Below are 17,751 nucleotides of genomic sequence, written 5' to 3' on the forward strand. Positions count from 1 at the left end.
AGCTTATAAAATCTACAGTTCTGTTTAAATCTTATGAATTGAGCTAACAATACATAGCTTTTTTCTAACGAAAACCAAATAAAAATAAGTAAAAGTAAATACGAACAAAGCTATAATCAAGTTTTTGATTATAAAATAATATGCTTAAACTGATCTACTATGTTCCAGAATCACACCTTGAAGCAACCAAACTTGCAATTTTTCAAGCAGGAGCGGGTGGTATTGGTGATTATGAACATTGCGCTTGGCAAGTGTTAGGAATAGGGCAATTTAAACCGTTAAGCGGTGCACAGCCTTTTATAGGCGAGTTAGATCATTTAGAGCAATTGCCTGAATGGCGAGTGGAAACTATCGTTCCTGAACACAAGGCCAAACAAGTGGCAATCGCTTTAAAAGCAAGTCATCCTTATGAAGAACCTGCTTTTGAGTTTATTCAAATCATTGATATTGAATAATAGTTTAAAAATCTCAACCCGCTTCTGAACAAAGAGGAGGAATTTATAAGCTAAAATTAAACTTTTTGAATAAACAAATCACGATCAAAACGGTATTGTGGGAAGAATACGCCATCTTCAGCACGTTCACCGGCACTAATCACCATGACTGGAAATTCTTTATCACCTAGATTGAGGATCTTGCGAACTAAGGGTTCATCAAAACCTTCCATCATGCAACTGTCAAAACCATAAGCACGTAAAGCCAGTACCAAGTTTTCACAAGCCAAGGCTGTTGTTTTACTGGCCCAAAGCTTTGCATCAGCTGGGTTGAATGCAGTGACAGGAAGTTGTTTATCTAAAGTGCGTGCTACTTTAAAAGCCACCTTTTTAAAGTTACCTAAAGCATTCAGATAACCTGTTTTATAGTTATATGCAATAAATTTATAATATTGTTTTACAGCTCTTGGCGCTTCTGGCATTGGGAAATGGGTTAAATTTTTTTTTGCCATTTCATCAATACGGTCAATACGTGCCACACATACAATCAGTTCTGCGGCTGTTTTTGCTGATAATTGGCTTAAACAAGCTTTGACTAATTGTTTCTTTTTCGCTTGAGACTGAACCACATAGAACGTCCAAGGCTGAAGATTTGATGAGTTTGGTGCCAATAAAGCCAAATCTAAACAAGCATCTAAAACATCGGCAGGAATTTGCTTTTCAGTGTATTTACGTACTGAGCGACGACTTTCTATGACTTTACGGAAATTTTCAATATCGATATCTTGTGGAGCGGGTTCGTAATAGCGCTTCTTGGTCGTTGTATCTTGTGACATGATCTTTACCCATAATTAAATGATATGTTTTATTGGATTCAAAATGACAAAAGCCACTGAATATTAGTCATGCAGTGGCTTTTGACAGATTCTCTCAATTAATTAAATTGAGAGAAGTTTGGCTTACGCTTTTGCATAAATGCGGCAACGGCTTCAGCCATTTCAGGTGATTTAACGCGTTGCATAAAGATCACCGCTTCATCATCCACGCATTGAATAATCTCTTCAAGATTATGCTTCATTAATGCTTTGGTTTGTTTGATTGAAGCCAACGGAAGTGCTGCTAGGGTCTGTGCTTGGTGTAAAGCGTGACCATATACATCGTCTTCAATACTATTAATTAAGCCAGCATTGAGTGCTTTTTCACTGTTAAACTTTTGTGCAGTTAACAGCAATTCCGCCGCTTTATGATATCCCGCTTGTTGAATTAAGAGTTTACTGGAAGCACCCTCAGGAGAAAGTCCCAGACTGACAAATGGGATTTGGAATAGGGCAGTATTGTCTGCATAAACGAGGTCAGCATGTAAAAGTACTGTTACTCCGATCCCGATCGCCACACCACGTACTGCGCAGATCAATGGTTTAGATAAACGTGCAGCAGATTTTAATAATACAAATGGAGGGCCGTCACCTTCTTTACCTTCAAGTGGTTGTTGAATGAAAGCCATAAAATCTTTCATATCATTACCTGCACTAAAGTCAGCATCTGCGCCACGTAAGATTACCACACGAACATCACGATCTTGATCAGCTTCATCTAGGGCTTTTGCAATCCATAGATATAATTCACCATACAGTGCATTTTTTGCTTCTGGTCGATTAATTGCTAAAGTCAGTACACCATTCTCTAAATTTGCGTTTAAATGTTGATGTGGCTGTTGAATACAACTAAGTGTCATCGTACTATCCTTGCTTTAAAATTTAATTGGATTTTATGCCCTCATTATGTCGCATATTTGAAATTCTGTTGCAACTGATGAGTTCATAAAAAATTACTTTTATGACTTATAAATTTGATTATCTTGTTTATATTGGACGTTTTCAGCCCTTTCATCTCGCGCATATGCAAACTATTAAAATTGCATTACAACAAAGCCAATATGTAATTTTGGCCTTGGGTTCTGCGCAAAATGAACGGAATACTAAAAATCCTTTTCTGGCATCAGAACGGGAACAAATGATTTTGTCTAATTTTTCTGAAGCGGATCAAAAACGAATCAAATTTGTACATGTTATTGATGTTTATAATGATACTAAATGGGTAGAGCTGGTTAAGTCCTTGGTGAATGCTACAGTTTTAGAGACTGATAATATTGGTTTAATTGGTCACTTTAAAGATGATTCATCTTATTACTTAAAACTATTTCCAGAATGGCAAATGGTTGAATTGGATAGTTTAGTTGGCTCTATCTCTGCGACCCCACTACGTGAGGCATATTATCGTGGTGAAGTTTATCAGGTCGAGTTTCCTTTGGGCACAGCTGAGTTTTTAGAGAAATTTCAGAAAACGGAAATTTACCAACAATTAAAGTACAAATACCAAACGCAAGACAAATCAAATCTTTAATGTTTTCTGTGTGCATTGCAATACACTGAATAGAAATATATAGAATATGAATGGAGTATTGCATGCAGTTTAAATCAGTCGCTATAAACGGAGTTTTATTGGGTAGCTTCGTTATTTCGATTTCAAGCTATGCCGCGTCTTGGACATTGACACCCAATAGTGATGTTGGATTTCATATCGACTCATTGGGTATGAACATCGTCAAAGGGCAATTTAAGCGTGTTAATTCTTCCCTTAATTTTGATACGAGCGCTCCGCAAAATGCATCTACTGAATTTGTGATGGATGTAAATAGCCTAAGCATTAATAAATCTTCTTTAAAAAATATGATTATGGGTGAAGACTTATTTTACGCTGCTAAATATCCTTCCGCTTCTTTTAAAAGTATGGCATTTAAACCGCTTGCTAATAATAATTATCTAATTTCAGGTAATTTAACCTTGCGTAATGTGACTAAGCCTGTAACTTTTAATGCAACAATTAAACCCAATCTAAATAATCCAAAATTGCTGGATTTTAGTTCTACTACAGTCATAAAGCGTAGTGATTTCGGAATGAAAAAAGCTGTGGGTGGCGTTGGAGAAAAAGTGAATATCCAAGTGTCTGGGCAGTGGAGGATAAAGTAATAACGTACAGTGCCCAACATAATTAGCATAATATCTATAACGTAGTTTTACTTTTTTTATTGTTCAATTATTTATTGTATATCTATAGCATAGCGATACGGATATCATTTTTACGCGGGGACGATTCACTCATTCGACAATTTTTTTGGTACTTAGATACTTTAACTCTGAGTACTAGAACAAAGCACAATTTTTTGTAACGCAAGCTAAGGGTTTAGCTCGTCAAATGTATGAAATTTCAATCTGGGATATGGTTGGGCTCTTTACATGTGATTTGAATTCGCTATTAATCAAATAGTATTAGCATGTGCTTAGATTAAAATAGACTGAGTATTACTAATTAAATCTAAAGTGAGTTTTTCCAGTTGCTTAGATTGTTGTTTCCAATGATGCCAATATAGATGTAAATCGGTTCTTGCTTTGGGTATGATTTCAAGTAATTGTCCTGTTACTAATTCTTTTTGAATTTGCATTTTAGGTACCATGCCATAGCCCAAATCGAGCAAAATCGCATCTACAAAAGATGTTGCAGAAGGAATAAAGTGGCATGGATAACTGTTTGGCATCAAGCCAAAAACTTGCTGTAAAACTTCGGCATGCACGTGGTCTTTATCATTAAAAATAACAGCAGGGATATGCCGTAATGTTTCACGTTGAATACCATGCTGAAAGTAAGTGTGGATAAAATTCGGTGTAGCAACCATCCTATAACTCATTGTACCTAAATGAATCGCCTCACAGCCTTTCATTGGTTTCGATTCGGTTGAAATACAGGCATTGACTAATCCCGCTTCCAGTAAGTGATGGGTTTGAGTTTGATCATCAATTTTTAAGTCTATAGCAATTTTTTCTGTAAGTAAGGTGTGTTGAATTGTGGGTAATAGCCACGTCACCAATGAATCGGCATTGGTGGCTATGTTTAATTTAAAAAATTGTGATTGTGAACTTTGTCCTTGAAGACTCTGAATTAAATTCTGTTCCATCAAGCGATGATGTTGTAGAAAAAGTAACACTTCCTGGCCTGCTTGAGTGACTTTGCATGGTCTTTCTCGAATGATCAGGACTTGTCCAAGTTGTTTTTCCAAAGTTTGCAAACGTAGTGTTACCGCTGACGCTGTGATGTTCAAACGAATAGCAGCTTGCTCAAAGCTACCTGTTTCGGCAACCGCTAGAAAAGCTTCACTATGCTTACTTTGTAACATGCCGATCCTCTAAAAAATTGGACGTTTTTATATAAAGAGATGAGTTATTTTAAAATACCCCATTACCAATAACTAAGAAAAACTTAACTTAGATGATATTTACTTAGAAATACTCATTTAAAGGAGTAAATTTGGATAATAGCACAATCCATTCAAAACTTTAAAAGTGTAGTTTTAAAATGTTGCAAAGTTATATGCAGGGGTTAGCTGTTGGGTTTAGCCTGATTATTGCAATTGGCGCTCAAAATGCTTTTGTACTCAAACAAGGTTTAAAGAAGCAACATGTATTTTGGGTTTGCGTGGTCTGTGCCGCATCTGATTCGATTTTAATTTTATTGGGTGTGCTTGGATTTTCAAAAGTTATTCAAACCCATCCAGAGTTTGTCGATTGGGCAAAGTATTTCGGAGCAACGTTTTTATTGGTCTATGGAGCACAACATTTTCTACAAGCTTTCAGAACATCGACAGGTTTAAAACCGAGTGAAAATAATGAATTCAAACTAATGAAAATGCTTCTGATTTGTTTAGCTTTAACTTGGCTTAATCCACATGTTTATTTGGATACAGTGGTTTTAATTGGTTCTATATCGACAAAGTTTGAATCTACCGCCGCGCTGTATTTTGCGATTGGTGCAGTAACGGCATCGTGGTTATTCTTCTTTAGCTTAGGTTTTGGTGCACGCTTTTTACTCCCCGTTTTTCAAAATCAACGCTCATGGCAAATATTAGATTTTATTATTGCATTAGTCATGTGGGGAATTGCAATATCTTTGCTGGTTTAATTGGTATTGTTGGTCAACTCAGCATAATGATCATTTTTAATGAGAAAAGAAGGAATAAGCTATATCGGATTTGAGTATGTTCTCAATAAGAAACTGCTAAAGTCCCTGACACGCTTAAAATCGCGTTAACTTCAAAGCGAGTAGGGACTTTTGCAGTTAAGCTTTTTGTAGTGCTTTTAAGTCTTCTAAAACTTGTTCAGCATGTCCAGCTGCTTTAACTTTACGATATTCTTTAACCAGTTTACCTTGATGATAAATAAATGTTGAGCGTTCAATTCCCATCACTTTTTTACCATACATATTTTTTTCTTTAATCACATCAAAGTGTTTACATAATTCTTCTTCTTTGTCACTGATCAGATTAATGGTCAATGCTTGCTTTTCAGTAAAGTTTTGATGTGCTTTTACAGAGTCACGAGATACACCAATGATAGTGGTATTTAAAGCGTCAAATTGGTCTTTTATACAGGAGAAACCAACCGCTTGAGTGGTACAGCCAGGTGTAGAATCTTTTGGATAAAAATATAAAACTAACCAATCTGTGGAGAGCTCAGTGAGATTGATTTCACCCGTAGTCGTAGGGAATTTTTGATTCGGAAGTAATATTTGCTCAGTCATTGTTTGTCCTTAAATGCTATCTTGTTTAAGTTCAAGTGCTAGAAATGCATAATTTTCATGATACAGAATATCACCTTTATGCATTAAAAGTGGTTTTTTAAAAATGGGACCATCTATCAATGTGGTATGAAATTCACCAGCTTCACCACATGGATCAATCCCTCGTGTAATTAATTCATTCACAAAATCAGCTGTTAAAATTCTACCTAAATCTTCAACCCGCATACCGAGGTTTAAATTAATCGTCACAATGATGCTGACAAAACCCAGTTGAATCAATTCACTCACAATGTCGAGCCGTGGTTTTTGCCATAATGGCATGCATAACTGTAATTGGCTTTGCTCACAGACAGATTGGTTCCATTGCGCATGTCCAATCAGATCAATATCACCCGTAACAAGGGCTTCTGCACCCAGCTGTTTGGCTTGATTGAGCAGATTTAAAAATTGATGTTCATACTCATTCCACGTGGCTGCTGCTTTAAGAATTGGTAAACCAATCAGCTTAGCTTGAGTATCAATGATATCCAGCGGCATGGCGTGAGAACGAGATCTTTGCCCATGTTCTTCTAACATGACCATTAAAGCCACGGCTTGTCCAGTTTGCAAAGCATGGTATAACGCAAGGCTACTATCTTTACCGCCACTATATGAAGCAACAAACTTTTGTTGCTGTAGAACAGTGTCCCATTGATCTAGCATATCGCTTTGTATCATCCAATTGTAAAAAGAGCCTGCATATGCAGGCTCTTCACAACAAGAAGAAATTATTTCTTCGCTTGTGCAGCTTTCATTGCTTCTTCAGTTAAGGTTTTTAATTTACCTGTTAACTGAGGACCAAAACATGTTTGAAGGTCTTGGTTGTTTTTTTGAACGAAAGCCAGTGTCGCTGGGCTTTTCTTTTGGTTAATGGCACTTTGAATTTGCCATTTTTGATCATTGGTTAACTTACCATCAGATTCAACAGCACAGCTACAGTATTTACTTACTTCCGCAGAAGTTAACTTACCACCTTTAGCAGTTTCTGTTTTACACACACCAATAAGCGCAGATTTCACATTTGCGCTTTTATAGGCTTGTTGAACTGCATTTGATTCAGCAGCAAAAGCCGTAGATCCCATTAAAGCCGAGGCTGAAAATAAAGCAGAAAGAATAAGACTTGATTTTAAATTTTTCATAAACAGTACCTTGTTATTGCGGTATATAACGTGTTGGGTCTGCAATACCTGCATCCTTAAAACCTTCTTTACGAAGTCGGCAGCTATCACACTTGCCACAAGCACGTCCTTGGTCATCTGCTTGATAGCATGAAACCGTTTGACTATAGTCTACGCCATGTTCGATGCCTAAGCGTATTATATTCGCTTTGGATAAATGTAACAGAGGTGTTTCAAATTTAAGAGGCTTTCCTTCCACACCCACTTTCGTTGCAAGACGAGCCATATTGGCAAAAGCCTCGATAAACTCTGGTCGGCAGTCAGGATATCCAGAATAATCAACAGCATTGATGCCAATTACAATTGCTTGAGCATCAAAAACTTCAGCAGCAGCAAGTGCATAAGACAAGAAAATGGTGTTACGTGCTGGAACATAAGTTACAGGAATACCATCTGTTTCATGATCAGGTACATCAATGTTAAGGTCTGTAAGCGCTGAACCGCCTAAATTACCTAAATCGATATTAATCACACGATGTTCTACACCTGCGCGTTGCGTTAAAGCACGGGCTGCATCGAGTTCAGTGGTAGAGCGTTGACCATACATAAAACTTAGGGCGATACAGTCATAGTTTGCTTGAGCCCAAGCCAAACACGTCGTTGAGTCTAAGCCACCAGATAATAAGACTACGGCACGAGGGCGCATATCCAACTCTCCAAATATTAATAATTGACGATAAATTTAACGACCAGTTTCATCGTTCCAAAGCAATTTATGTAATTGCAACTGGAAGCGAACAGGGAGATGGTCTTCTAAAATCCATTGTGCTAAATCACGAGCAAGCTGAGGCAAACGTGCCGCACCTTTTTCCACTGCAAAAGCAGGAGAAAACCAAACTGTACTGACTTTTTGCTCTAAAGCGTATTGTTCAACTTGCTGTTTAGACCATTCATAATCTTCACGATTACAAATCACAAATTTGATTTGATCATGTTGGGTTAAATGATCAAGATTGCTCAGTAAATTTCGTGCAACCTCACCCGAAGTTGGGGTTTTTAAATCTAAAACTTTTGAAACGCGTGAGTCGACTTTAGAGACATCTAAAGCGCCGCTGGTTTCTAAAGAAACTTCACAACCTAAATCTGCCAAACGTTGCATTAGGGGTAAGGCATTGGGTTGAGCGAGGGGTTCGCCACCTGTGACACAGATGTAAGGAGTTTTATAATCTAATGTTGTTTGAATTATTTGGTCAAGCGATTGGCGCTCGCCACCTTCAAAAGAATAGGTGGTATCGCAATAGGTACAGCGTAATGGGCAACCCGTTAAACGAATAAAAACAGTAGGTAAACCCGTAGTGTTGGCTTCACCTTGCAATGAATAAAAAATCTCCGTGATACGTAGCCCCGCAGACGGATCAGAAACAGGAATAGTTGAAGAACGAAGAGAATTCATGAAATTTACCACAGATTACAAAATGAAAAATCTCTACGATCACGATTGACCGTAGAGATGAGAAGCGATTGCCATGCTAGATGACTAAAATTCCACGAGGGGATATAAATTAGTCTTCGCGAAGCAATTCGTTCAGGCTTGTTTTAGCGCGTGTTTTAGCATCAACTTTCTTGACAATAATTGCAGCATATAAGCTATACGTACCACATTTAGATGGTAGGCTGCCTGAAACAACAACTGATCCAGCGGGTACACGACCATAATGGATTTCACCTGTTTCACGGTCAAAAATCTTAGTCGATTGACCAATGAATACGCCCATTGAAATAACTGAGCCTTCTTCAACAATCACACCTTCAACGATTTCAGAACGTGCACCAATAAAGCAGTTATCTTCAATGATTGTTGGGTTTGCTTGAAGTGGTTCAAGAACACCACCAATGCCTACACCACCTGAAAGATGAACATTTTTACCAATTTGGGCACACGAACCTACAGTTGCCCATGTATCGACCATTGTGCCTTCATCTACATAAGCACCAATGTTTACATACGAAGGCATCAATACTACATTTTTCGCTTGGAAAGAACCTTTACGCGCAACAGCAGGCGGTACTACACGTACACCAGCAGCTTTAAATTGTTCTTCAGTCCAACCTGTAAATTTAGTCTCTACTTTGTCATAGAAACGAAGATCACATGATTCGATTGGCTTGTTATCATTTAACTTAAAAGACAATAACACAGCTTTTTTCAACCATTGGTGAACAATCCATTCACCGTCAATTTTTTCAGCTACACGAAGTGTACCGTTATCTAAGCCAGCAATGGCTTCTTCAACAGCTTGACGTACTTCAGCAGGGCAATCTACTGCTGTAAAGTTAGCACGGTTTTCAAACGCTTGTTCGATGATCGTTGAAAGCTGAGACATGATCTTCCTTCCCAAAAAATTTTAAAAGATTCTACACCAAATTGGACTCAGTTTAGATATAAAATCTAGTTTCAATCGAAAAAACTAATCTTATAATTTAAAATAAAATAACCAAAAGAGCGAATTGTTAAGTTTTTATTTAACTTATTCTCTTTAAAAACAACAATTAATATCTATTTGTATCAAAAAATAACAAAAAGCAATCAATTTATCTATTAATTGTGAGCAGAGAATCACATATGATCGTCCTGAGTCCAACACATTAATGATTAAAGAACAAACTCTATTTTTTGAGGAGACATAAATGAAAGTGTTAAAATTATTGGCTGTTACAGCTGCGTTATCTGCTTCTGGTCTAGCAATGGCAGATGGTTCTGTTGTTGACCAAGGTTATGCATTTGAAGCAAACCAATTAATTCCTACAGGTGCTCGTCTTGAAGTCGGTACAACTGGTTACGGTGGTGCTTTACTTTGGACTGCTAACCCTTATGTTGGTTTAGCACTGGGTTATAACGGTGGTGATATTTCTTGGTCTGATGATTTAAAAATCAATGGATCTAAATATGACTTAGACATGGACAACAAATTAGCGTATTTAAACGCTGAGATTCGTCCTTGGGGTGCAAGCCAAAATACTTGGGCACAAGGTCTATATGTCGCTGCTGGTGTAGCTTATATTGACAATGATTATGATGTAAATCGTAATATTGGTCGTAATGCATCATTTAAAGTTGATGGGTCACGCTTTAATGCTGGTTTAAATGATAATGTATCAATTAAAGGTAACCAGAAATACGATAATGACATTGCCCCATATGTAGGCTTCGGTATTGCTCCGAAAATTAATAAGAATTTCGGTGTATTTGGTGAAGTAGGTGCTTACTACACAGGTAATCCAACAGTGGAACTGGTTTCTAGTAACCCTGGATTAATTGGTGATGATGGTCGTACTCTAGGTCAAGCAACTAGAGCAGAAGCGGATAAAATCCGTAATGATGACAAATATAAATGGTTACCAGTTGGTAAAGTGGGCGTAAGCTACCATTGGTAATTGATTGTTGATCATGTAATAAAAAACGAGCTTCGGCTCGTTTTTTTATTTTGAACTGGGTATTTTTTATAACTGGATTTTCAGATGAATCAAAAGCGATAGCCAAGTCGAATTCCATGGGCAAAAGCATCATTATGAGCCACTTCAGATAAAGTTGAGTTTTGAATAATCGAAGTATTGGCATCTAAGTCGCTAACTTTTGCTTTATTGAATTTAAAATATTTAACACCATAAGAAATAAAGCTCTGCGGATTGATGTTATATAAAGCACCCAAACCTAAAGCATAAAAGCCATCAGAAGGATTTAAGGTTCCAGCGGGATTCGCAGTGCCTGAATCCCATGAAATATCCGTAGTGGCAATCCATTGTTGTGAAAATATATGTGCAAGCCCAAGCTTTGCAGACCATTGATTTTTGTTGTAATCAATCAAATTAAAAGGTTTGATTAGCTCGGGATATTGTTCTGCAGCAATATTAACCACTGCACCAAATTGTCTAGGTTGAATTTCAAAATCTTTCCAATTGACCCACCTCAAATTACCATAAAGAATATTCGATGGTGTTAAACCAGTCTGAAGATCCAAATTGATGGATTGAGGTGTGGTGATTTGCGTTTTCGCGAAGGGAAGAATACTTAAAGCTTGCTCTGCAACATCCTCATTGATTGCCGATTGATGATTGATTTTGGAACGATAGGTAATCGCAGTTTTTACTGCATACTCTGGAATTTGGTAGCTTAGACCTGCAAGCCAACCATGACCTGAACTTTGTTTTAGCTCTGCATGATAACCACTCATCGCTGAATAGTTTGCTCCAAAGACTTTGAGTTCACCCTCAAACTGTTGATAAATGCCACCAGTATATATATTCCAATTCGCACTAGGTTGATAACCCAATAACATTGAAAGGTTTTGGCTTTTAAACTTAAATTGACCCGACTCTAAAAGTTGCTTTCCAGCAAAGCTCTGTGGGCGATATTCATAACTGAGATCAACACCATAAGGCTGATCATAAATCAGTCCAAATGAAAGTTGCGAGGCAATTTGTAGTTTTGCGGCAGCTTTGACAAAGTGGTAATTGTTAACAAGGTTGCCTGTTGAAAAATCTTGAATGCCGAGTTGTTTGAATTGCTCATGTTGGGGTAGTTGTCCTGAAACATCTGCATAGAGCTCTGCATAAGACAACTCTACATAATGACGTGGTTCTAAAAAAGCAAGGATAGACTGGTCAGATTTCTCCATACCTGCTGCATGGCTAAAAAGAGGAACAAAACTTCCAAGGGTTAAGCCCCAAGCAATCGAATTCATTCATTCCCCCAAAAATAAATTGATCAGTGATTAAGATAAGACTAAATTTTATACTAAAAAAGCATGCTCATAATAAAATATTAAATAAAATCAAATAGATTAATTATTCTTAAGAGTTTGTGTTTTATTTTTAAATGATAAAAAAGAGAGCCGTAGCTCTCTATCATTAATCATCATGACTCTTTGATGGTTTCTTTCTTGATGATTGATTTCAAAGTTTAATCATCAGGATACGCAATTTTTTTCAATGCTTTGATATCAGCTTCTGGAGAGCAGAGCGAAATAAACTCATAGCCATAGCCACGGAGTAGATGCCCTTTCCGAACTGCAATCCATGTCGTATTTAAACCAAAAATATCAGTATCGATTTGTTTTAGACGCTTAACTCGTTCTGTGTCATAAGCGACATCATTGACGATACCGACACCCATTCCCAGTTCAACATAGGTTTTGATCACATCGGCATCCAGTGCTGACATCACAATGTCTACATCTAAATTGGCATCTTCAAAGGCTTTATCAATTTTAGAACGTCCAGTAAAACCCCCGTGATAAGTAATAATTGGAAATTCAGCCAATTTTTCTAAGGTAATCTCTTTGGGATTAAGCTTAGTCAATGGGTGATCTTGTGGCGTAATGATGCTGTGTTTCCAGTTATAGAAAGATACACTGCCCAAATTATCTTCAGTGGTCAGTGATTCAGTTGCAATACCGATATCAGCCAAACCAAGCAATAACATTTCAGATATTTCCACAGGACTGGCTTGTTGCAAAATCAAATGAACTTTTGGAAATGCTTTTTTAAATAAATTCACGATCGGTGGTAACACATAACGTGCTTGTGTATGTGTTGTTGCGATGGTGAGTGTACCTTCATCAACTTTATTAAAATCGTCTGCAAGACGTTTAATATTGTCAGCATCAATGAGCATGCGTTCAACAATACTCAGTAGGGCTTGACCAGGTTCAGTTAAACCTAATAACCGTTTACCTTTACGAACAAAAAGTTGTACACCCAATTCATCTTCTAAATCTTTAATATGCTTACTTACACCTGATTGCGAGGTATAAAGTGCAGCAGATGCTTCAGTTAAATTGTAATTTTGACGAACTGTTTCTCGAATAATTCGTAATTGTTGAAAGTTCATGATGTTCGATACCTCAAATGTGGATGAATAGGAGTAATATTCATCCTGTCGTCGATTATGCGACTTGATTTTCAAATAGGTGAAGTGTAGATGCACTTACCCAAACTGTTTGATTTGGTCGATATTGATGTAATTTTGCTTCATCAGGATTTAAAGCAATTTCAATCAGTTGTCCTTGACGATCTTGTAACTCTGCCATAACTTTACCCGCAATCCACAACTCACGTAAGAAAATTGCTTGAATTGTATTTTCAGTCGGTTGCGTATGAATTTTCAATTCATTTGGTCGGGCAAAGGCAATCACTTTACCATTGGCGGTTTGTGTAGCCGAAGGCAGATGGATGCGATCTTCACCAATTTGAATGATGCCTTGATGGTTTTCACCTTCAAAACGGTTTGCTTGACCTAAAAAGTCAAATACAAAAGGTGTTGCAGGCTTTTCATAAACTTCACGCGGTGAACCAATTTGTTCAATATCACCTTTGTTCATTACCACGATTTGATCAGCAACTTCTAAGGCTTCTTCTTGATCATGGGTAACAAAGATTGAAGTGATATGTAATTCATCATGTAAAGTACGTAACCAACGGCGTAATTCTTTACGTACTTTGGCATCCAGTGCACCAAACGGTTCATCTAAGAGTAATACCCGAGGTTCAACAGCCAATGCGCGTGCCAATGCAATACGTTGACGTTGACCGCCAGACAATTGCGCTGGATAACGATCTGCTAAGAAACCGAGCTGTACCAAATCTAGTAAACGGGTAACGCGCTTTTTTATTTCAGTTTCATTTGGTCGAGTTGCTTTTGGACGAACACGTAAACCAAATGCAACATTGTCATAGACGGTCATATGACGGAACAATGCGTAATGCTGAAAAACAAAACCTACTTGTCGTTCGCGTACGTGAATATTAGTCGCATCTGTACCTTCAAGAATGACTTGCCCTTTATCGGTAGATTCTAAACCAGCAATGATACGCAGTAGTGTCGTTTTACCACAGCCAGAAGGGCCAAGTAGCGCAACCAGCTGACCTTCTGGAAAATCTAAAGAGATGTTTTTAAGTGCATGGAATGCACCGAAGTTTTTTTCAATATTTTTAACTTGAATACTCATGTGCAATTCCTTAAGAAACAGTTGATTCTTTACTTTCTCGATCTTGTTTTTCTTGGCGATATTCAACCCATGTTTTTAAAATCAGGGTAAAAATGGCTAAGAATGCTAACAGTGTTGAGACCGCAAAAGCAGCACTAATCGAATTTGGTTCGTTATATAAAATTTCAATATGCAACGGTAAGGTATTGGTTTCGCCACGAATATGTCCTGAAACCACAGATACTGCACCGAATTCACCCATGGCACGTGCATTACACAAAATCACGCCATAAATAAGACCCCATTTGATATTTGGAATGGTGATTTTCCAAAAGGTTTGCCAACCAGAAGCTCCGAGTACAATCGCAGCTTCTTCTTCTTCCGTACCTTGTGCTTCCATCAATGGAATCAATTCACGTGCCACAAAAGGAACAGTAATAAATACAGTGGCAAGGATAATGGCCGGTGTTGCATAGAGGATTTTAATATCATGTTCAATTAACCATGATCCAATCCAACCTTGTGAACCAAAGATTAAAACCAACATTAAACCAGCAATGACGGGTGAGACTGAAAATGGTGTATCAATAATGGTGGTTAAGAATGATTTTCCACGGAAATTAAACTTGGCGACACACCATGCTGCTGTAACACCAAAAATCACATTCAAAGGTACTGCAATGGCTGCAGTCAATAATGTGAGTTTGACTGCAGATAAAGTATAAGGGTCAACTAGTGAGGCAAAGTAGACTTGAACCCCTTGTTTAAATGCTTCAACAAAAATAAGCACCAACGGTAGAATTAAGCAGCCTAAAAAGAAAATCAGACCAATAATCAGTAAGGTATTACGTACCCATGCCGGTTCACGTGTCGCATCACGAGATTGCAATTTTTCTGCCAAAGCATTGCTATTGGTATTTAAGCTCATCGTGCTGTTCTCCCTGTACGGCGACTAGCCCAAGCCTGTATCAAGTTAATCAGGAACAAGATAAAGAAAGAAATCACCAGCATCACAACTGCAATTGTCGTTGCACCTGCATAATCATATTCTTCAAGGCGCGTAATGATCATTAACGGAGCAATTTCAGTTTCGTAAGGAATATTTCCCGCAATAAAGATTACCGAACCATATTCACCCACACCACGAGCAAATGCCAACGCAAAGCCAGTCAGTAATGCAGGAAACAAAATCGGTAAAATGATTCTTGTTACGATCTGAAAACGGTTTGCACCCAATGCCGAAGCGGCTTCTTCTAGCTCAGTTTCAAGATCACTTAAAACAGGCTGGACTGTACGAACCACAAAAGGAATACCAATAAAAATTAAAGCAAGCGTAATACCCAGTGAGGTATAGGCAATTTTAATCCCTAAAGGCTCAAGCAAATGACCAATCCAACCTGTTGATGCATATAAAGAGGTTAACGCAATACCTGCGACCGCTGTAGGTAATGCAAAGGGTAAGTCCACCAATGCATCGACTATACGTTTACCAGGAAATGAATAACGGACTAAGCACCAAGCCAATAAAAATCCGAAAATGACATTGATTAAGGCTGCAATGAGGGCGGTGGTAAAACTGAGCTGTAATGATTTTAAAATACGTTCAGAGCTCAAGATTTCCCACAAACCATCCCAACCTACGCCTAATGATTTTATGAATACAGCAGACAGTGGTATCAGTACTATTAATGATAGATACGCTAGGGTGAAGCCTAGTGAAAGACCAAAACCTGGCAGCACTCGGGATCGCTGCGACATGATGACTCCTCAAAAGAGAGAAAGCTTATTGAAATCAATAAGCAAATTTAAAACGATTTTGCAAGCTTAAAAGGCAATGATTAAATTGCAAATTTAAATAACAACTTGTTGTCATCAGTATTACTGATAAAGAAGTTTTGCTGATTAAAAATCAAATGATCATAAATTTCAGGAAAGTGCCCAAAGCCTGATGCAACATTGATATGCCCAACTTGACCTAAATTTCGAGGTCTAATTTTCCATGCTTTTGCTAGCTTTTGTGCATCCTCAAAATTCAACCAAGGATCATTTTCAGAAATAATCATTTCAGCAGGCACAGTTATTTTCAATTCATGAAAATAAGCTTCATAGTCACCCATACTGTTTCGAGCAAAACCAGCCTCACCAAAACGTGCTGGATTAGCTGGTGCAACTAAAATAATTTTTCTTACTTTAGCTACAATTTCAGGATGTTGAGCCAAAGCAGCAACCGTGGTTAAACATCCGAAACTATGTGCAACAATTTGAACAGGTTGTTCAGAATTGACGACAGTCGCAACAAATTGGGCAATCCAGTCCTTCAGAATAGGTAAGTTCCAATCTTGTTGTTGTACGCGCGAGCAAGACATGAGTTCACGTTGTAATTTAGATTGCCAGTGACCGTAATCACTACCACCAACGCCTGGAACAATAATTGTATGAATCATGTCTATGCTCCTATTTCCTTTCGTTTAAGTTGATTTTAAACAGTTATTTGCTGCTTGCATTGGCTTTTACGATTTGATCAAAAACACCATTATTTTCAAAATGTTGCTTTTGAACTTTAGTCCAACCGCCAAACTCTTTGTCAATTGTGACCAATTTTAACGGTTTGAAGGTTGTCGCATACTTTTGTAAAATTGCTGCATTACGCGGACGATAGAAGTTTTTCGCTGCAATGTCTTGACCAGCAGGTGAATACAGATAGTTTAAATATGCTTTCGCTAAGTTTAAGTTACCGTCTTTTTCAGCATTCTTTTCAACAATCGCGACAGGGGGTTCTGCTAAGATCGATAGTGATGGGGTAATGATTTCAAATTTACCCGGTTGTTCACGTGTAGATAAATACGCTTCATTTTCCCAAGCTAATAACACATCGCCAATACCGCGTTCTGCAAATGTTGTAGTAGAACCACGTGCACCAGAATCAAGTACTTTAGTTTGTTTATAAATTTGACGTACAAACTCTTGTGCTTTCGCGTCTGAACCATATTTATGTTTTGCCCAAGCCCATGCTGCCAAATAGTTCCAGCGTGCACCACCTGAAGTTTTAGGGTTTGGTGTTACAATTTCTACACCTGGTTTTACCAAATCACCCCAGTCTTTGATGCCTTTCGGGTTACCTTTACGGACGAGGAAAACGATTGTTGATGTGTAAGGTGTAGAGTTTTGTGGGAATTTCTTTTGCCAGTCTTTTGGCAATAAATTTGTATTTTGCGCAATTGCATCAATATCTGCGGCCAATGCTAAAGTCACAACATCTGCTTGCAAACCATCAATTACAGCACGGGCTTGTTTGCCAGAACCACCATGTGATTGTTTAAATTGGATGTCTTGGCCCGTTTTAGATTTCCAAAATGTTGCAAATTGCTTGTTAAAATTATCGTACAATTCTCGTGTAGGATCATAAGAGACATTTAAAAAATCTTTTGCAGCAACGCTGAAAGATGTGGTTGAAATTAGTGCTGCTGCTACAGCGAATTTAAGTTTAGAGAACTGCATTTTTTTGCCCCATTTAATTCTGAAGTTCGGTAAGATGGAGTGAGC

General features: G+C 37.8%; 21 protein-coding genes. 5 read left to right on the forward strand and 16 right to left on the reverse strand.

The window, feature by feature from the left end; all coding sequences use genetic code 11:
* Nucleotides 1–140: 140 nt before the first annotated feature.
* Complete coding sequence (locus tag AC4CVF_RS02850; protein ID WP_419327161.1) at nucleotides 141–455, forward strand: YqfO family protein; 315 nt, start codon at nucleotides 141–143, stop codon at nucleotides 453–455.
* A gap of 56 nt (nucleotides 456–511) precedes the next feature.
* Here the strand turns inward: AC4CVF_RS02850 and AC4CVF_RS02855 are convergent, their stop codons facing one another.
* Both AC4CVF_RS02855 and AC4CVF_RS02860 read right to left on the reverse strand, forming a co-directional pair.
* The gene (locus AC4CVF_RS02855; RefSeq protein WP_490788854.1) at nucleotides 512–1,270 is read right to left on the reverse strand and encodes a nitroreductase family protein; all 759 of its coding nucleotides are present in this window, start codon (nucleotides 1,268–1,270) and stop codon (nucleotides 512–514) included.
* 98 nt (nucleotides 1,271–1,368) lie between these two features.
* Nucleotides 1,369–2,169 (reverse strand): enoyl-CoA hydratase, encoded by an 801-nt coding sequence (locus tag AC4CVF_RS02860; protein WP_004717217.1) that lies wholly within the window; start codon nucleotides 2,167–2,169, stop codon nucleotides 1,369–1,371.
* 101 nt (nucleotides 2,170–2,270) lie between these two features.
* On the opposite strand from AC4CVF_RS02860, the gene AC4CVF_RS02865 reads away from it, so the two are divergent.
* Nucleotides 2,271–2,837: a nicotinate-nicotinamide nucleotide adenylyltransferase gene (locus AC4CVF_RS02865; protein ID WP_419820181.1), complete on the forward strand. Its 567-nt coding sequence runs from the start codon at nucleotides 2,271–2,273 to the stop codon at nucleotides 2,835–2,837.
* A gap of 62 nt (nucleotides 2,838–2,899) precedes the next feature.
* The gene (locus AC4CVF_RS02870) at nucleotides 2,900–3,463 is read left to right on the forward strand and encodes a YceI family protein (protein WP_490788855.1); all 564 of its coding nucleotides are present in this window, start codon (nucleotides 2,900–2,902) and stop codon (nucleotides 3,461–3,463) included.
* Between the two features lie 311 nt (nucleotides 3,464–3,774).
* Here AC4CVF_RS02870 and AC4CVF_RS02875 read toward each other — a convergent pair whose 3' ends face one another.
* On the reverse strand, nucleotides 3,775–4,665 hold the full coding sequence (locus AC4CVF_RS02875) for a LysR family transcriptional regulator ArgP (protein WP_336951765.1): 891 nt from the start codon (nucleotides 4,663–4,665) through the stop codon (nucleotides 3,775–3,777).
* 179 nt (nucleotides 4,666–4,844) lie between these two features.
* Between AC4CVF_RS02875 and AC4CVF_RS02880 the strand changes: the two genes are divergently transcribed.
* Complete coding sequence (locus tag AC4CVF_RS02880) at nucleotides 4,845–5,447, forward strand: LysE/ArgO family amino acid transporter (RefSeq protein WP_419327162.1); 603 nt, start codon at nucleotides 4,845–4,847, stop codon at nucleotides 5,445–5,447.
* A 156-nt stretch (nucleotides 5,448–5,603) separates the two neighbouring features.
* On the opposite strand, the gene AC4CVF_RS02885 is transcribed toward AC4CVF_RS02880, so the two are convergent.
* From AC4CVF_RS02885 to dapD, 6 genes are all read right to left on the reverse strand, one after another.
* Complete coding sequence (locus tag AC4CVF_RS02885; RefSeq protein ID WP_336951763.1) at nucleotides 5,604–6,065, reverse strand: peroxiredoxin; 462 nt, start codon at nucleotides 6,063–6,065, stop codon at nucleotides 5,604–5,606.
* 9 nt (nucleotides 6,066–6,074) lie between these two features.
* Nucleotides 6,075–6,767 carry a Dph6-related ATP pyrophosphatase gene (locus AC4CVF_RS02890; protein ID WP_419327164.1) on the reverse strand — a complete coding sequence of 231 codons (693 nt, stop codon included), beginning with the start codon at nucleotides 6,765–6,767 and terminating at the stop codon, nucleotides 6,075–6,077.
* 65 nt (nucleotides 6,768–6,832) lie between these two features.
* The gene (locus AC4CVF_RS02895) at nucleotides 6,833–7,243 is read right to left on the reverse strand and encodes a hypothetical protein (protein WP_004717195.1); all 411 of its coding nucleotides are present in this window, start codon (nucleotides 7,241–7,243) and stop codon (nucleotides 6,833–6,835) included.
* 13 nt (nucleotides 7,244–7,256) lie between these two features.
* Nucleotides 7,257–7,928, reverse strand: a complete 672-nt coding sequence (gene queC, locus AC4CVF_RS02900) for a 7-cyano-7-deazaguanine synthase QueC (RefSeq protein WP_004717194.1) — start codon at nucleotides 7,926–7,928, stop codon at nucleotides 7,257–7,259.
* 36 nt (nucleotides 7,929–7,964) lie between these two features.
* Nucleotides 7,965–8,675 carry a 7-carboxy-7-deazaguanine synthase QueE gene (gene queE, locus AC4CVF_RS02905; protein WP_419327165.1) on the reverse strand — a complete coding sequence of 237 codons (711 nt, stop codon included), beginning with the start codon at nucleotides 8,673–8,675 and terminating at the stop codon, nucleotides 7,965–7,967.
* A gap of 109 nt (nucleotides 8,676–8,784) precedes the next feature.
* Nucleotides 8,785–9,606: a 2,3,4,5-tetrahydropyridine-2,6-dicarboxylate N-succinyltransferase gene (gene dapD / locus AC4CVF_RS02910; RefSeq protein ID WP_034612558.1), complete on the reverse strand. Its 822-nt coding sequence runs from the start codon at nucleotides 9,604–9,606 to the stop codon at nucleotides 8,785–8,787.
* A 304-nt stretch (nucleotides 9,607–9,910) separates the two neighbouring features.
* On the opposite strand from dapD, the gene carO reads away from it, so the two are divergent.
* The gene (carO, locus tag AC4CVF_RS02915; RefSeq protein ID WP_336951758.1) at nucleotides 9,911–10,657 is read left to right on the forward strand and encodes an ornithine uptake porin CarO; all 747 of its coding nucleotides are present in this window, start codon (nucleotides 9,911–9,913) and stop codon (nucleotides 10,655–10,657) included.
* 89 nt (nucleotides 10,658–10,746) lie between these two features.
* Here carO and AC4CVF_RS02920 read toward each other — a convergent pair whose 3' ends face one another.
* From AC4CVF_RS02920 to AC4CVF_RS02950, 7 genes are all read right to left on the reverse strand, one after another.
* Nucleotides 10,747–11,964: an OmpP1/FadL family transporter gene (locus AC4CVF_RS02920; protein ID WP_336951757.1), complete on the reverse strand. Its 1,218-nt coding sequence runs from the start codon at nucleotides 11,962–11,964 to the stop codon at nucleotides 10,747–10,749.
* Nucleotides 11,965–12,182: 218 nt separating this feature from the next.
* Nucleotides 12,183–13,112 carry a CysB family HTH-type transcriptional regulator gene (locus AC4CVF_RS02925; protein ID WP_490788856.1) on the reverse strand — a complete coding sequence of 310 codons (930 nt, stop codon included), beginning with the start codon at nucleotides 13,110–13,112 and terminating at the stop codon, nucleotides 12,183–12,185.
* Between the two features lie 55 nt (nucleotides 13,113–13,167).
* Nucleotides 13,168–14,229, reverse strand: coding sequence for a sulfate/molybdate ABC transporter ATP-binding protein (locus AC4CVF_RS02930; protein ID WP_336951756.1), 1,062 nt, complete (start codon nucleotides 14,227–14,229; stop codon nucleotides 13,168–13,170).
* A gap of 10 nt (nucleotides 14,230–14,239) precedes the next feature.
* Nucleotides 14,240–15,136, reverse strand: a complete 897-nt coding sequence (cysW, locus tag AC4CVF_RS02935) for a sulfate ABC transporter permease subunit CysW (RefSeq protein ID WP_419327167.1) — start codon at nucleotides 15,134–15,136, stop codon at nucleotides 14,240–14,242.
* Nucleotides 15,133–15,966, reverse strand: coding sequence for a sulfate ABC transporter permease subunit CysT (cysT, locus tag AC4CVF_RS02940; protein ID WP_336951754.1), 834 nt, complete (start codon nucleotides 15,964–15,966; stop codon nucleotides 15,133–15,135). Before cysT ends, cysW begins: the two co-directional genes overlap by 4 nt.
* An 80-nt stretch (nucleotides 15,967–16,046) precedes the next feature.
* The gene (locus AC4CVF_RS02945) at nucleotides 16,047–16,652 is read right to left on the reverse strand and encodes an RBBP9/YdeN family alpha/beta hydrolase (protein WP_490788857.1); all 606 of its coding nucleotides are present in this window, start codon (nucleotides 16,650–16,652) and stop codon (nucleotides 16,047–16,049) included.
* A 43-nt stretch (nucleotides 16,653–16,695) separates the two neighbouring features.
* A complete protein-coding gene (locus tag AC4CVF_RS02950; protein WP_336951752.1) occupies nucleotides 16,696–17,706 on the reverse strand; it encodes a sulfate ABC transporter substrate-binding protein in 1,011 nt (336 codons plus the stop codon).
* Between the last annotated feature and the right edge of the window lie 45 nt (nucleotides 17,707–17,751).

The sequence above is a fragment of the Acinetobacter sp. LipI_19 genome (genome assembly GCF_058242925.1).

Excerpts from the sequence above, each read along its gene's own strand:
- dapD (WP_034612558.1), bottom strand. The coding sequence starts at position 9,606 with ATGTCTCAGCTTTCAACGATCATCGAACAAGCGTTTGAAAACCGTGCT.
- AC4CVF_RS02945 (WP_490788857.1), bottom strand. The coding sequence starts at position 16,652 with ATGATTCATACAATTATTGTTCCAGGCGTTGGTGGTAGTGATTACGGT.
- AC4CVF_RS02850 (WP_419327161.1), top strand. The coding sequence starts at position 141 with ATGCTTAAACTGATCTACTATGTTCCAGAATCACACCTTGAAGCAACC.
- AC4CVF_RS02860 (WP_004717217.1), bottom strand. The coding sequence starts at position 2,169 with ATGACACTTAGTTGTATTCAACAGCCACATCAACATTTAAACGCAAAT.
- cysW (WP_419327167.1), bottom strand. The coding sequence starts at position 15,136 with ATGAGCTTAAATACCAATAGCAATGCTTTGGCAGAAAAATTGCAATCT.
- AC4CVF_RS02855 (WP_490788854.1), bottom strand. The coding sequence starts at position 1,270 with ATGTCACAAGATACAACGACCAAGAAGCGCTATTACGAACCCGCTCCA.
- AC4CVF_RS02870 (WP_490788855.1), top strand. The coding sequence starts at position 2,900 with ATGCAGTTTAAATCAGTCGCTATAAACGGAGTTTTATTGGGTAGCTTC.
- AC4CVF_RS02925 (WP_490788856.1), bottom strand. The coding sequence starts at position 13,112 with ATGAACTTTCAACAATTACGAATTATTCGAGAAACAGTTCGTCAAAAT.
- AC4CVF_RS02865 (WP_419820181.1), top strand. The coding sequence starts at position 2,271 with ATGACTTATAAATTTGATTATCTTGTTTATATTGGACGTTTTCAGCCC.
- cysT (WP_336951754.1), bottom strand. The coding sequence starts at position 15,966 with ATGTCGCAGCGATCCCGAGTGCTGCCAGGTTTTGGTCTTTCACTAGGC.
- queE (WP_419327165.1), bottom strand. The coding sequence starts at position 8,675 with ATGAATTCTCTTCGTTCTTCAACTATTCCTGTTTCTGATCCGTCTGCG.
- AC4CVF_RS02950 (WP_336951752.1), bottom strand. The coding sequence starts at position 17,706 with ATGCAGTTCTCTAAACTTAAATTCGCTGTAGCAGCAGCACTAATTTCA.
- AC4CVF_RS02875 (WP_336951765.1), bottom strand. The coding sequence starts at position 4,665 with ATGTTACAAAGTAAGCATAGTGAAGCTTTTCTAGCGGTTGCCGAAACA.
- AC4CVF_RS02920 (WP_336951757.1), bottom strand. The coding sequence starts at position 11,964 with ATGAATTCGATTGCTTGGGGCTTAACCCTTGGAAGTTTTGTTCCTCTT.
- AC4CVF_RS02880 (WP_419327162.1), top strand. The coding sequence starts at position 4,845 with ATGTTGCAAAGTTATATGCAGGGGTTAGCTGTTGGGTTTAGCCTGATT.
- carO (WP_336951758.1), top strand. The coding sequence starts at position 9,911 with ATGAAAGTGTTAAAATTATTGGCTGTTACAGCTGCGTTATCTGCTTCT.
- queC (WP_004717194.1), bottom strand. The coding sequence starts at position 7,928 with ATGCGCCCTCGTGCCGTAGTCTTATTATCTGGTGGCTTAGACTCAACG.
- AC4CVF_RS02930 (WP_336951756.1), bottom strand. The coding sequence starts at position 14,229 with ATGAGTATTCAAGTTAAAAATATTGAAAAAAACTTCGGTGCATTCCAT.
- AC4CVF_RS02885 (WP_336951763.1), bottom strand. The coding sequence starts at position 6,065 with ATGACTGAGCAAATATTACTTCCGAATCAAAAATTCCCTACGACTACG.
- AC4CVF_RS02890 (WP_419327164.1), bottom strand. The coding sequence starts at position 6,767 with ATGCTAGATCAATGGGACACTGTTCTACAGCAACAAAAGTTTGTTGCT.
- AC4CVF_RS02895 (WP_004717195.1), bottom strand. The coding sequence starts at position 7,243 with ATGAAAAATTTAAAATCAAGTCTTATTCTTTCTGCTTTATTTTCAGCC.